The following is a 14513-nucleotide window of genomic DNA, read 5'->3' on the forward strand; positions in this document are numbered from 1 at the left end:
GTGAAAGTCACACCACCAGGGCTTCGGCGGCAGTGAAAGTCACACAATGAATACCAGGAACAGTAATAGATACCGGGAAGGTTAAAGAATGCCGGGAAACCACCGCGCAGGGCGCGGTAAGGGGAAGAGATCACACCGCAACCTCTTCCAACTCCTCCTCGACTTCCTCCTTCTCTTCTAGGTCTTCCATCCGCTGGGACCGCTGGGACCTCAACTTGGCGGTGAGTGCCGCCTGTGCGGCCTTCTTCTCGGCATCCCTGCGTTCCTCTGCCCTACGGCGTTCCTCTTCCGCCTCGCGGCGTGCATCCGCCCTACGGCTGGCCACCACTGCGAACTTCTCAAGCCTGGCTAGATTGCGGGCGTGCTGCTCGTCCTGGGCCTGCTCGGCCTGGGCCTGCTCGGCCTGGGCCTGCTCGGCCCTGATCTTCCTGCCGGATAGCTCTGTTGGCACCGTGTAGACCTTCACGCCATTCCATTCCGTCTGGCCGGTGGGGAGCAGCAGGCCAGCCGACACCAGACGCTTGATCGACCTGGCGACTGTCTCCCTCTTGAGTCCTGTCATCTCTGCGATGGTTTTGGCCGATGGGTAGATTTTCTTCGACCTCAGAAACGACCGCAGGGCGGTCCACACCAGGAAGTCCGTGTCTCCTTGCCTTCCCTTGGGCAGCGCTGCTTCGACGGCCACGGGAACGTGGATGTAGGGGAACTCCGTCCCCCTCCGGGTCATCATCTTTTCGCGGACGGACCGTGCCCCGCTGTCGATGAGAGTTGCAGTGGCCCGCTCTTTGGCCCGCTCTTCCCTCCAGGTGCGCCGGTTTGCCATTTCCGCTTCCATCTTCGAGATGAACGCGTTGACCCCGTCGGGGTCGTACTCATAGGCGGGGTCGTAGTCATCGGCGGTGACAGAGAGCCGGTACCAGGGGAGCCAGATGCGGTTGGTGTGCTCAATTCCGGTATTCGGGTCGACGGCCGCCCAACCAACATCCTTAATGGCCTTGAGGCTGTCCCTGGCTGCGCGTTCCTTGATCTCCCAGATTGCGGCCAGGTCCTTGATGGTTGAGGTTATGTAGTCCCGCTTTCCGGCGAAGCGCTCCAAGATGAACCACTGGCGGAAGTGTGTCGGCCGGAGGTCGCTGAGCATGTCTCGCGGCACCATGCCGTAAGGGTGCTTGTCAGTGGCCGCATCGTTCGTGGTTGAATACATGAGGTACCTTCTGTTTGGTTGGTCGGCCCGGTCCTCTGCTTCGCGGCGTTGGGATCGGGCCGATTGCGTTTCCTAGGTAGTCTCGCTGGACGCGGACAATCCTTGGTAATGGCCAACCAGGAAGGGCGCACCAATGACCGTGATATCGCTGGACGACTACCGACGCCGGAAGGGTCTCCCCGTTCCCCAGATTTCGTCCCCCTCTCCGGCCGGGCCGGAATGTTCGGAGGTCGGCTGCTCCCGGCCGGTGCACGCAACGGGCTTGTGCAACCCCTGCTACTCGCGGCAGTGGAGGGAGCGCCGGAGAGCAGCTGGTCTCCCAACCAAGTCCCCGGTGCGGCCTCGACGTCGGCCCGTGCTGCGAGCGCATCGTGGCTGGGAGCTGCTGGGCTGATCGCTGCGCCAGGCCGGGAGGATGGCCGGCATGAGCGAGCACACGAGTGATGCGGGGGGTGGTGCAGCAGACGTCAGGCCTTGGCCGGACGCGGCTGTACTGCCGGAGGTCCTTCAGGAAGTGGGTGTACGAGTCCCGTAGGGATGCGCAGATCGCGGTGGAGGTCGCCGGGGCTTCGAAATCGTTACGTGACATAACGGGTGCGCCCTGCTCCCCTCCCGGCCCCGGCTGACCGTCGTCGGCCTCTCAGGCACGGCACGTTGCAATGTGGAAGGCATAGAGCCCGCGGAGTGCCGTAGCGGCCCATAAAGGCCCCTCTGGCGGCCGCAAAAGGGTCCGGCGGACACCAAGGCTTCTGCGTCCGCCCAGGCGGCCTGCAGGGCCCTGACGCCGTTTTCGCAGCCCCTGCTTGAATCTTCTTTTGAGGACGACCCTAGCTAGGGGCCCCGTGGCAGCAGTCTTGCAGGCATGCCCTGCAGGCAGCTGCGGCGGCCCCCCTAGGCCCGGCGCATTCCGCTGCAACCACCGCCCGGTAGCAGCCGTCGAGCTTGACCTACTGGTCGAGCCCGACGGTCGCGCCCATCGCTCAGTACTCGGCAATGCGTGCCAGATTGACCTGTCAGGCGTGAGCTGGGCGGCGCGGTCGCGGACTCTTCAGTAGTACTCCAGTAATACTCCGCAGACTCGGCGGCGCCGGCCAGGTCCCGCAGGACGTGGGCCAGGCACAACTGGTGTGTCAGGTCGCCCAGTTACCTGCTGTCGTAGTTCTGGTAGCGGTCGTGGACGATGACCGCGTCGGGCTCCAGCTCGGTGAAGACGAACGCGCGGAAGGACCTCATTCGCCGATGCTGAGGTGATCTCCAAGACCACGCATGGGGTGTTGCCTCCGCGTCTGAGTAGGGGCATCTCTCAAGGTACCGACGGCGTGGTGAAACCGGGCGACTGATCTCAGTCGCTCACCACCAGGGCCAGCGTGCGGCGCGGAACAAGGGACCACCCGGACGGAATGTCCGGGTCTGATGCGCTGGGACTCGACGCTGCCCGCGGTGTCCGACTACCCGGTCACACCACCCGATCGAGTGAGAACGATGGCATGGCAGCAGAAATCGAACACGTGATTGAATTCGGACATGGCCCACACCGCTTTCCCGTCCGACCTGGTGCAGACCCAGCGCGACTGGAACCGCACCTACGCACGGCTCGCCGGGGACCCGGCTCACGCCGCGCTCCTCCGACGCCGCCTGCTGTGGCTGTCCTCCCGCCTGCTCTGGCACCCGTTCTGGCGAACCGACCCAGGCCGCTCCCCCGCCGCGCGCGTGGAACTGCGCCACCAGGCCCGCGTACCGGAAACCCAGACAGAGGAGGAGGGGAGTCTCCATGACCGATCGCAGCACCGAGACAAGACTGAGAATCTTGCGCTGCATCACGTAGTGGATCGTCGAACGCGGAGAGGGACCCACGATCCGGGAAATCGGTAAGCAAGTCGGCCTCTCCAGCACCTCATCCGTGCTCCATCAACTCCGCAAACTGGAAGAAGAAGGAGCGATCAGCCGCACCGAACAGGGATGGCGCTCCACCCGCCCCGGCGGCTGACGGCATGATGGATGAGCAGAACACCCAGCACGGGTACCGATCATGGCCCGACCAGACGCCGCTGCCGAGTTTGCCTTTCTTGCATCACCTCAACGCTTTTCGGACACCCCCGGACCATTTCCGCGAGCTGCTGAAGGCTTGAAGACCTGCGGGCTGGCACCCAGCCGGACCAGCGGGCGAGGGAACGCTGCTCCTCCGGAGTCGCCGGCCGCTGCCCCTGCTCCAGGCGGTGAAGGATCTCGATAGCGGCGATGTTCGCCTTCACCCGGTTGAGCGGCCTGGCGGGAGCGAAGCGGCTCCCCGTTGGCCGGAGGCTCGAAGTACGGGGTAGCCGCTTCCTGCTCGGGGTACCAAAGGTCACAGTGGAGGCAGAGACACGCGCGGCATGTCCTTCGTCTCCGTTCCCGGCTCCTTCTCCATCCCATACACCATCTCCTGCAGCACCATCGACCTTGCCCGGAACCTGGCGTTCTTCACCTCGCCGGCGCGCTCCACCACGTCTGTTCCCTCCCGCAGCGTCGGCACCAGATCGTCCGCCACCTCGCCGATCTGCTCCACGATCTCCTCCGACCTCCCCCGCACGAACTCCTCCAGGCCGGTGTTGCCCATCCGCTCCACCTCGGCCGGCCGGTACGTCCGCCAGAACGTCCGCACTAGATCTTCGTACGCCACTGCTCGTGCCCCTCTCCTCTGATCGGCCAGCGCCTGCCGCGCTACGCCCAAGTTCTCACGCACGAGGGGCGCATCCTCCTCACCCCCGTCGCACGGCACACGGCACACGGCACACGGCAACACACTGACCGGCTGCGAGCAGTACCAGTACCCTTGGCGTGCCGCTCACTGTCGCGGCTAGGAGCGTGTCCCCGTAACGGGGTTAGCGCGTTCCCGGGGGGGCGTGCGAGCCATCAAATGGCCGCGAAAGACCATCCAGTGGAGGGTCATCGCTCCGGCGGGGGCCAGAATCGGCCCCGTGTGGAGGTCATTTTCGCCGGGAACCATTACTCACCCACGCTCCTAGCTAGAAGTCGTCGTCCTCGACCCTGACGCGTGCACCAGCTTGTTGCGCCTTCTGCTCGATGGCCCCCTGTGCGCCCTCCGACGTAATAAGCGTGACGCTCAGGCTAATGAGCTGGTGGTTAGTGCTCGGTGCATCTAGGACCTTGCTCAGTTCCTTGAAGAGTTGCCAGACCTGCTCACGAGCCTCTGGAGCGGTGATGCTGCGGTTGGTGAGTTCGATGATGTACCGCTTGAAGGAGGTAGGCTCCGAGCTGCTCGGAGCGGAATCTCCGGTGCTGGCCTCGCTGGCCTGTCCCGTCGTGGCCCGGTACTCCTGGTCGCCGACGCCGAACAGCCCGCCGTGCTCTCCGCCGCTGACTGACTCGCCTGGCTGCTTAGGAATCGAAATCGTCGTGGTGCCCCTGGACACACCACCGGCGGCGGGCACGGTCTCGGCCGCCTTGACGGCGCGGCGAAGGTTCTGGCTGATGGAGCCGATCGAGATGTGTTCCGGAGAGGCGATGGCGAGCTTGTCACCGTCGGAGTCCGCCAGTTCCCAGCCGTTGCGGAGCAGAGCGAAGATTGCCTGGCGTATCTCGTCGGTCGCGGTAACCAGCGGGAACAAGGGGTTCTTGTAGAAGGATTGGACGACTTCGCGGGGGGTCAGGGTGCGCTCGAAGGTGTCCAGCAGGGCGGCGAGGTAGTCCGCCGAGAGGCCGGCCATGTTCGTGGCGCGACCAGCCTCGACGAGCGCCGCCCACACCTGGTCACCGCGCAGGGATGACTTGCTGTCGTCGTCGAACCGCTTGAACTCCACATGCAGCCCGTCCGAGGCGCGGACGAGGTAGGCGTAGTGCTGGAAGGCCTTCTCGATGTCCTTCTTGAGCTTGTCCTCAGCCTCGGTCACCTTGGTGGTGGCCTCGCGGAACTCGTCGACGTCCTCAGGGTTGATCTGCTTGAGGACACTGCGCCAGGCGAGGACTTCCCTGGCGCGCTTGCGAGCCACGTCCCGCCGCTGTGTGTTCACGCAGGCCACAATGCAGCTGGCGGCATTGTCGACGCGCAGCGCGTCGGGTCCGAGCCCGAGGAGAGCGGTAATCTCGGCGCGGCTGAGGGTGTCCTTGCCGTTGAGCAGGGTCCAGCGGCGCGAGTCGAGCACGACGAGGCGGGTGACGGCCGAGTCCACTCCGTCAAACGTGCGCGCGGGGTCGATGACCCCGGTGGCGGCCGGCGCGTCGATGAAGCGGATCTCGTCAAAAGTCCCACGACGAGCGAGTCTCTGTGTCTGCTCCCAAACCAGCTTTTCGCACGAGGGTGGGTCTATTAGCGCGAGGGAGGCGGTGAAGTACATCCGGAGCGTCTGTCTGATGGACAGGTAGTAGCGCCCGGGTGCGTTGGCCGGCTGGGTGATCTCAAGTGCGCCGAGGCCGTCCTCGCCGGTGAGAGCGTTGAAGACCTCCTCAGCGTCGGTGTAGGGGGTACCGGGGGCCGGAGTCGGCTCGAGGATGGCGGCAAGCATCTCGGCCTTGGTCGCCCCCCGGCCGCCGCGCGAGCGGGCAACCATCGAGTAGCAGAACAGGGCGGCGGCCATGCGCACGCCCGCGTGGTCCTGGCGGGCCGTAACACTGGCAGCGTGAAGACGCTGGTCGATGGCGACGGCGCGTCCTGCGGACCCGTCGGTACTGGTGATGTCGGTGGTGGCGACCGAGCGGTAGCCCTGAATGGCCCGGTCGTTGCCCATGAACAGGCCAGAGGACAGCAGTTGCTCGAGGGCGGTGGTGAGGGGGATGTCGCCGACGCCGATGAGGGTTGGCGCCCAGCGCCCGGCCTGGTGTTCGGTGACCCAGTGCATCGCGGTCCGGGCGAAGATTGCGACCGTGGAACGGACGCGTTGGAAGTTCTGGACCTGTGACCACTCCTCGCGCACCAGTCGCATGAGCTCGGGATGGAAGGGGTAACTTGCCTCGACTCGCTCTGCGAAACCGGTCAGTCCGCGGGTCGGGCCGAGCTTGTCGAGCACCTTGTCCCGCCAGCCAACTGCGCTTGCCGCGTCGTACTGCTTGGCCACGTGCGACGCCGCAGCGCCCACCTTGGCTGGCTCGAACAGGCGGCGCTGGATGATCGAGGCAAAGTCGTGGGACTCGGTCACCGCGACTCTCCCGTCCTGGCCGTTACGCACGAGCCGGTCGGAAACGTAGCTGCGGAAGTGGTCGGCAAGCAGGGGATAGCCGTGCTCGTCGAGCTCGCTGCGTATCATGACCACGACACATACGACGCGGGGAACGTCGTCACAGGCATCCATGAGGGCGTTAAGGAACGCTTGCTCGTTGGGCATGCTGTCGACGTTGGTCGCGTCGGAGAGCTGCAGCACGTAGTCCATGAGCTCGTCGAGCAGGATGAGCACCGCCCGTCCCGCGTCACTGAGCGCCTGCTGCAGCGTCCCCTTGTGTATCCCGGCCTCGACGTAGCGCTTGTAGCGGTCCATGTCGCCGTTGGTCAGCGACCAGAGGAACCGCTCGAACAGATTCGTGGCCGGACCGAACGTCTCACTGGTCCGGCCCGGGCTGAAGTAGTCAGCAGTGAGAACGACGACTTGGGCACCGGTGAAGTCCACGTCGATGCCGCCATGCTGCGCCTCACCTCGGACACTCCGGCCCAGCTCCGTGGCGAAGAACTCCCGCGGCGAGTTGGCCATGTGGTAGAGCCCGACGAGGGCGTGGCTCTTGCCTCCACCCATGCCTTGGTCGAGATGGAACAAAGCCCTGGTCTCGGCGTCGCTGCCTAGCCGACGAGCAACGCGACTGAAGAAGCCGACGAGGTTCGGGGTGGGCTGGGTGATGTCGCCGTAGTAGTCGACCTTGCGGTAGGGCACGTCAATGGTCTGATAGACCGCCTTATGCAGGCTCATCTGCAGTTCGCCCACTGAGCCATCAGACGCGGTGACCTCGGGCCGCAGCGTTAGGACATCGGCCCAGTGCGAAGCGGTGCCGGTCAACATGCTCAGGACTCCTTGGTGGTGAACGACAGGGTGAGCTGGTCGTCGCGCTCCGCGGCGGCGACGCGGTGCGCGAGGTTGGCGATGGTGCCGGCGTTGCGTTGAACGGCGGTGAGAGCCTTAGCCACTGTGTCGCTGGGCGGCAGCTGCGCGAGGATCTCCCCGACGACGGCCCACAGGTGTGCGTCAGTGGGCTGCCGGTCGGACTGGGCGACGACAGCGGCGACGCCTTCGGTGGCGCCCTGGTCCCAGGCGGCGGCCATGGCCCGGACCACCTCGAACGTCGAGGACTTGTCGCTGACAGCGCTCGGGGCGTCGAGTCGCAACTTGTAGCCACTCTTGCTCTCCGTGAGTAGCGCGCCGCGCAGATCCTCGAGGTGCAGATTGTCCGCCTGCGCCTGAAATCGAGCCTCGCCCTTGGGAACGTCCGAGCGCGCGAACAGCCGCTGCCAGAAAACGGCGAAGCGGGTCGGCGCGTCGAACGTCTCAAGCGGCAGTTCATCCAGCTTGAGCGCCGTGGCATCGCGGACCGCGGCGCGCGCCAGCGTGAGGTAGCGGTCGAGCTCGGCCTGCTTGCCGTCGGGCTTGAGAATCTTGGCGTAGCGGCCGTAGACCTCCATCGCCGGCCCATAGGCAGCCATGAGCTGGTCAGTGAGGGCCAGGCCATCGCGGTCCCACTCCCGTGCAGCGGCCTTGACCCGCTCGGCAACCTCACGGTCGACCTGAGCGGCGGTGGCGAGCGGCCGGTTCGCGGCGGCGACACGGCAACCGATCGCGACTGTCACCTTGATGCTCGCCACGCCAGTCGAGGCCGTCTCGGTCCTCGACGGCCAGGAACTGGTGACGACGAAGCCGGCATCGTGCAGGGCACCGAGCAGCCGTCGCCACGCGTCCGGGTCGGAGTGCCCGAACACGACGACGAGGTGGCCGTCCGCGCGCAGCACGCGCCGTGCCTCGCCGAAGGCACGGCTCAGCATCTGCTCGTAGAAGTCGCGAGTCCGGTGCTCACCCGGGGCGTTGCCGCGCTTGACGATGATCTCGTCGGTCTTGTCCTGCAGGCCGTCACGTCCGGCGTGGTCGAACAAGTCAGGCATCAGCTCGCGAAGCACGCGGCGAAGCCAGACGTAGAAGAGGTCCGACGCGTCGGCGTAGTCGATCATGTTGTAGTAGGGCGGGTCAGTGATGACGGCGTCCACGGATCCGTCCCGGAAGGGAAGGGCGATCGCAGAGGCTCGCCGGAAGCGCCCGGGGCGGCCGGCGGGCGACTCCGCAAGGACCTTCTTAAGAGCGTTGATGCCGCTATCGCTGACGCTGGACCACGTGCCTGGGCCATTCCCGGGCCCCGCCTCGACGTAGTCGAAGTTGAACGAGACCTTGCTCTCGTTGGAGAAGACGTGGTCAACCTGAGCGCGGTTCTGAGCTGTGCCGTTCGGATTGCCGTGACTGCGCAACTTGGCGCCGCGGGTGGCCAGGCGGAGCTGGCGCTGCAGGTTCGCGGCTGCGTACCCGGCCAGCGCTGTGGCGTACTCGGTGCTGACGCCCGCCGCGACGCAGTCAGCAGCGGCCTTCTGAATAGCACGAGCGGTTGCGACGAACTTGGTGGTCTGCCGCTCATTCATCAGGTCTCCGTAAGTGCGGTAGCCGTACGCACTGGCCCTCACGGTGTCCTGGTTCCCCGCAGGTATGACCTCATCGGGTACGGCGCAAAGGCCAGCCAATGACCGCAAAGAGGACGGGTCAACCGATGTCGCTACGTTGACCTCCTCCTCGGTCGGTACCCTGAAGACCTTGCGGGATCCCAGAAGCTCCTCGCCGACGGCTAGCAGAGCGTCGCGATACTGCCCTGCGTGCCCCATGCTCTTCACAGATTCAAGCGTGTGCAAGTGACCGCATGTGGGGAACGGGCACCGCGCGCTCTTCCCCTTCTTGCCGGAAGCCGCAGCGAAGGTTGGCTCCTGGATCGGCGGCCCCTCGATGACCTCAGTCCGCCACGTGTCCTGCTCAACGACCAGCCGTAGCGACTGCCCGTCATCCTCCGTGTACTTGTACGGGTGCCGTAGGACGAGAGAACCAATCAGGGGAAAACGGCGCTTGCAGTTGTCGCAGGGGATGGTGACGGCCCACAGGTAGGCCCAGGGGAAGGCGCCGTTGCTGCTACGCGGGTACAGCGGAGATGTGGCCGCCGCGACCCGAGACCCGACCTCAGCCAGAACCAGACGTACGTCCTTGAGCAGGCGAGGTTCGTCTTCGTCGAACAGGCCCTCATCCGTCGAAGGCTGCTCGAAGGGGAGATCCGGCTCCGCAGACCAATCGCGCAGTGTGTAGTCAGCCAGCAGACGGCCAGCCAAGGTGGCCACCGGGCTCAGATCCGTGCCCACGGCGGTCACGCCGAGGCGCGCGGCTTCGAGCGGAATGATGCCGCGACCGCTAAACATATCGAGAACGACAGGGCGACCCGCCGGATACTGAGCGGCGATCGCCTGACGGAGACGCTGCTGCGCGCCCAAGTCCCCGCGCTCGATCGCAAGGCGCACATCGTTGTGGTGGATCGCTTGGTTCGGCAGGAGCGCCGCCAGCACAGCGGCGCGCGCCTGAGCAATGGGGCGAGAGGCGAACCAGGTGAAGAGGGCCTTTTCGCTGCGGCCGGATCCGGCCGGGGTGCCGACCGCGGCGTCGACCGAGGAGCACGGGAACCAGTGGTCGATCAGGCGGCTGTGCACGTCACCGATGGTGTCCGCGGTGGCCGTCGTGTCAGTCGACGGCGCTTGGTTGGTGGTGGTCACCGCTGCTCTCCCATCAGCCGACGCAGGTCGGCAACCTTGATTTGGAACCGCTCGATGCGCCGTGGCCCGGTGGCTAGGAGCCTGGCTGGGTCCTGGGCGCGTACGAGGACTGTCGGGGATGTGGCGCAGTTGGCCACGATGTAGAGCCAGTAGTCCTGGCCGCGCTGCTGCGCCTGAGCCCACTCGTGCTGCTCCAACCACACCGGCTCCAAGCCCGCGTGGAAGCCCTTGACCTCGACCAGGCGCTGTTCTCGGGTCGTGCGGTGCCGGGCGAGCAGGTCGTAGCCGACGCCGGCGGTCTGGCGGTCGTCCACATCGAAACCGAGCCGGTCCAGCTCAGCCAGGACGGTGGCCACCGCGACCGCTTCACTGTCGGGGTCGTAGCCGAGCTGATCGGCGCGGGCCTCACCGACGACGTGGGCCCAACCGACCAAGCGGGGAGCGCTCTGCCCGACCTTGCTGATGTCGTCGAGCTGGGCGAGACGGTTGCGCTTGAGCTCCTCGAAGCGGGACATCCGCTCACGCCGTTCGGTGGCGGGCAGATCCTCAAGCTCATCCATGTAGCGGTACTCGACCTGGTCAAGCTGCTGGCGCGCCTTGTCGACCCACGCCTCCCGCTCCGCGCGGGCACGCGCAACCTCACGCGCGAGCGCCGCGCGGGCTTCCAGCGCGCTGTCGTGCCGCAGCGCCGGGGACAGGGGCGGCGCGCCATGGCTGGCACCGGTTGGCCTGAGCAGCATGAGGGACTCCCAGGCGCTCTCGAACGCTCCGGCACCGGAGTACCGGATGAGGACCGGGGACTTGCGCCGCTGCCGCCGGATGCCGTCGTGCACCTCGACCTCAGCGTCGTAGACCAGGAAGGTGTAGTTCGTCAGCGACGCGGGGTCGCTGAGGACCGTGCCCCGGATGAGCTCGCTCTCGCCAGTACGCAGCGCGAGGTCGGTCAGTTCGGCGAACGACTCCTCGGTAGGCCCAAGCACAACGACGTCATCCAGCCCCTGAGAGCCGTCGTTGATCGCCTGCCGAACAGAGGCACCGTCAGCAGCGACCAGCGCCTCGTGCTCACCGCCGAGTGTCGGCGGCAGCAGCCGGGCCGAAGTAACGCGGCGGATGCCCTTGGCCGGGCCCGGGCCGAGGCGCCACTGCTCGGCACGGGCGAGCTGGTCGACGAAGCCGTCAACGATGACGGGGTTGATCGCCTCGAGGCGGTCGCTACGGAACCGGTCGAGCGCGGCCTCGGTGTTGGCGGGCGTGTGGAGCCGGTTCTCGTCGCTGACCAACTCCCGTGCCCTGGACAGCAGCTCGGCTGTATCGGGAACCGTGACAGCCTGACCGGCTTGAGCGTCTACGAGCGCGCGGGTGTAGTCGAAGCCAGTGCGGGCGGCAGTCGCGTCGAGCAAGTCGAAGATCCGTCCCTCGAGCGCCTCTCCGGCAGCCTCGAGGTTGCCGAGCATGACCTCCTGGACCCGCCCCTCCCGGGTATCGGGAGCCACGAGGTGGTAGATGTGCACCGGCTTGGTCTGGCCGATACGGTGCAGTCGGCCCATGCGCTGTTCGAGGCGAACGAGGGACCACGGAATGTCCCAGTTGATCATGACGTGTGCAGACTGCAGATCGATACCCTCGCCGCCGGCATCGGTGGAGACCAGGACCTGGAACTCACCGGCGAGAAACCGCTGCTGGAGCTGGTCGCGCTCGTGGTGCCTGACTGCACCCTCGAGGGTCTCGACGCTGTACCCGGCGTGGGCGAACTGACTGGCAAGCCAGCGGGCAGTGTCGGCGAACTCGGTAAAGATGAGCAGCTGACCCTGCCCCGGTGCGATGCCGTGCTGGGTGAGGAGCTTCTGGGTGCGTAGCCACTTCGTGGACGGGCCGGCGGTCGTGGCCAGTCGGATGGTCGCGATGACCCCGTCGATCTCCGTGAGCTCTTCGCTCTTGCTGCGGCTGCGGGCGTTGACGACGATGCCCTCGGCGCGCTCCCAGGCCTCGTCGTCCTCGACGGCAAGGTTGACCGACCCGTCGCCCTGAGTGAACTCGTCAGGTATGGGGCCGTCGACCCGGCTGGACGCCGGCCCCTTGAGGGCCTCGTGCCGTCGCGTGATCGTGGCGGCGGCGGCCACCAGTGCAGAGGCGGCTCGCTTGCCGTAAATCGAGCGGGCAAGGGTTGCGTTCTCGCCGTAGTAAGTGTCGACGTAGTCCATCACCGCGGTGTAGGCAGCGAGTTCGGTGCCGCTGAGGTCGATGGACACAGTCTCGGCGTACCGGGGCGGGAAGAGGTCGTTGCCGTCGAAGTCCTTCAGCTCTTCCTTCATCCTCCGCAGGAAGGACAGAGTCGAGGGCCTCAGCGCATTGTCGTGCTCGGTCTGCCGCGGGTCCCAGGGGTACAGCGTGGGATCCAGGAGATTGAGCAGGCCGCGGAAGAAGTGCTCCTTGCCGCGATGCGGCGTAGCGGTGAGCAGGAGGAGGTGGTGGGTACGATTCGCCACCTCTCTCGCGGCGCCGAGGTACTGGGAGGTGGGGGTCAGCCGGTGCGCCTCGTCGAAGACGGCGAGCGACCACGATGCTCGGGCCCCGGAGACCTTGCGCCGGACGTCGGGGTTGTAGGTGTACAGGTCCACGCTCACGACCCACACGCTGACGCGTGGATCAAGGTCGCGAGGGTCCCGCGCGATCTCGGGGGTGATCGTGGCCCCCTCAATCGCGAAGTAGCGGCGCAAGTCCCGCTTCCACTTCTCCACCAGGTGCGCGGGCACGATGATCACTGTCCTGCCGGGCACTAGCCCTCGACGGGTGCCCTCGGCGATGTACATGCCGGTCATGATCGTCTTACCGGTGCCCGGCTCGTCCGCGAGCAGGAATCGCAGACGTGGCTGGGCGAGCATGTGGCTGAAGACGGCCTCGTCCTGGTGCGCGTACGGCCGCAGAGGACGCGTGGCGAGCACCGCGGACCGAATGCGCGGGACGGCGTATTGCATCCACCGGCCCCACAGCGCCGCGAGCGCCCGGGCGGGGTCGCCGTGGGCGTCGTTGACAGGCACAGCAGCAGCACGCAACTCAGCGAGGCTCAGCGCCGTGTCGGTGAGTGTACCGTCGCTGCGGCGCACCACGAGGTCCACTCCATCGCCAGCACCGGTAGCCGCGACGACGGTAGCCATCCCGCCGTCGATGAAGACTTGGGTACCAGGGGACGGCAGATCGTCCGAGTCGTTCGTGCCCATATCTCACCCCGCCCGCAGCTGACAGTGCCCACCGGACTACGCACGTTAGAAGTCCATCGCTGCGCCCGGAACCCCCCACACAGCAGCCAATCGTGCAGAACTGTACGACCCTGGCGGGTAGTTCAGTTACACAAGCCCTCAGGGGCCGTCCTTGCGGACGTTGCTGACGCGTGGTTTCCGGGATGGAACATCGCTGGTGAGCGGTCGTGTGGATCATCATGCCTACCGCGAAGGCAGTGTGGAGATTATGTGATCAAAGCGTGATCTACCTGAAGCGGCGGTGCGAACGCTGGCGTCCGTGAGCATGCGTCAGCACCGCAATCACGGCGGCATCCACCACACACTCCCCTCGGGAAGCCGAAAAGGCGTTGCTCGCCGAGTTCAAGGAGCTGCACGGCACCCTCCCCTTCGCCAACGTCCAGTCCTGAGGCCGCGAACCCGTGCCAGCGTCGTGCCACATCACGCGGTACGCCAGTGCGGACTACCCGTCGAACTCCCACCACATGGGGCGCAGATCGGCGAGCGGACCCGGCGGCTTGAGCGCTGCGCCCTTGATCTCCGGCTTGGCCTGCACGATGCGATGTCGGCGACGCTGTGCTGCCTGAGCGGCTGCTCTCTGTTCCAGCAGGGCGCGCGTCTCGGCAGCCTGGTCCTTTTGCCGCTGTACCCGTTCCCGGGCCCGCTGGTTTCTGGACTTAGGACGTGGCTGCCGCCGGGCCGGAGGTGTCGCGGCATCCTGCATCTTCTGGTGGCATTGCCGGCACAGGTAACCCTCGGGATATGGCTTTGCTCGTGCCGTGTTCCGGCAGTTCGGCTGGCTGCATGCGAGAGTGTTCAAGCTGTCCCCCTGGACAGAACGTGCATCCACGTTACTCAGGGTGCCCGGGAAGCAACAGCCCCGGAGGCAGAAAGGCAGCATCGTGGCGGACGCCCCGGAGGCGTCCTGAGTGCACGGCGGATCGTGTTGCGCGAGACGACGTGCGCCTCCATGAACTCAGCCTCTAACGGGAGGGCGTCAACGCCCTCCCCCGCCTCGATCTCGTTTCGCAACGCCTCCGCAATGACCAGGTAGGTTCCGCGCGGACTGGCCTCCCGCACTTCGGCTCCTCTCGCTCTTCATCGCTCGCTGCCAAGGGTGCGACGAGGCACATGGCACGTCATCGGACAGGCAGTGTCCTACCTGTCCGACCGTCCGGATAAGCCCCTGACCTGCGACAAGAGACCGGACAGGTGAAGGATGGGGTGTCCGGGCTGTCCGCTTACGCAAGCTGCGGCTCCCCCAAGGTGCACCCCAGCGCTGCATGCCCCGCCAGCCAAGCTGCGAGGGAAC

At 66.2% G+C, this 14513-nt stretch carries 6 protein-coding genes; 1 reads left to right on the forward strand and 5 read right to left on the reverse strand.

From position 1 onward, the window contains the following. Window positions 1-130: 130 nt before the first annotated feature. Window positions 131-1141 (reverse strand): helix-turn-helix domain-containing protein, encoded by a 1011-nt coding sequence (locus tag EFK10_RS03755; RefSeq protein ID WP_164835812.1) that lies wholly within the window; start codon window positions 1139-1141, stop codon window positions 131-133. Window positions 1142-3032: 1891 nt separating this feature from the next. On the opposite strand from EFK10_RS03755, the gene EFK10_RS03765 reads away from it, so the two are divergent. Next, window positions 3033-3191 carry a LexA family protein gene (locus tag EFK10_RS03765; RefSeq protein ID WP_127354375.1) on the forward strand — a complete coding sequence of 53 codons (159 nt, stop codon included), beginning with the start codon at window positions 3033-3035 and terminating at the stop codon, window positions 3189-3191. 357 nt (window positions 3192-3548) lie between these two features. On the opposite strand, the gene EFK10_RS03770 is transcribed toward EFK10_RS03765, so the two are convergent. The 4 genes from EFK10_RS03770 to EFK10_RS03785 all read right to left on the reverse strand — a co-directional run bounded on the left by EFK10_RS03770 (window position 3549) and on the right by EFK10_RS03785 (window position 13072). Further along, a complete protein-coding gene (locus EFK10_RS03770; protein ID WP_127354346.1) occupies window positions 3549-3926 on the reverse strand; it encodes a hypothetical protein in 378 nt (125 codons plus the stop codon). Between the two features lie 283 nt (window positions 3927-4209). Further along, window positions 4210-7185, reverse strand: coding sequence for a DUF499 domain-containing protein (locus EFK10_RS03775; RefSeq protein WP_127354347.1), 2976 nt, complete (start codon window positions 7183-7185; stop codon window positions 4210-4212). A 2-nt stretch (window positions 7186-7187) separates the two neighbouring features. Further along, the gene (locus EFK10_RS03780) at window positions 7188-9965 is read right to left on the reverse strand and encodes a DUF1156 domain-containing protein (protein WP_127354348.1); all 2778 of its coding nucleotides are present in this window, start codon (window positions 9963-9965) and stop codon (window positions 7188-7190) included. After that, entirely contained in the window at window positions 9962-13072 is a 3111-nt protein-coding gene (locus tag EFK10_RS03785; protein WP_164835813.1) for a helicase-related protein, read from the reverse strand. Before EFK10_RS03785 ends, EFK10_RS03780 begins: the two co-directional genes overlap by 4 nt. Window positions 13073-14513 lie beyond the last annotated feature (1441 nt).

The sequence above is a fragment of the Streptomyces soli genome (assembly GCF_003999195.1).
In the GTDB taxonomy this organism is placed as follows: Bacteria; Actinomycetota; Actinomycetes; order Streptomycetales; family Streptomycetaceae; genus Actinacidiphila; species Actinacidiphila soli.

Coding starts and splice junctions, on each gene's coding strand:
- EFK10_RS03755 (WP_164835812.1), bottom strand. CDS start 1,141: ATGCTCAGCGACCTCCGGCCGACACACTTCCGCCAGTGGTTCATCTTG.
- EFK10_RS03775 (WP_127354347.1), bottom strand. CDS start 7,185: ATGTTGACCGGCACCGCTTCGCACTGGGCCGATGTCCTAACGCTGCGG.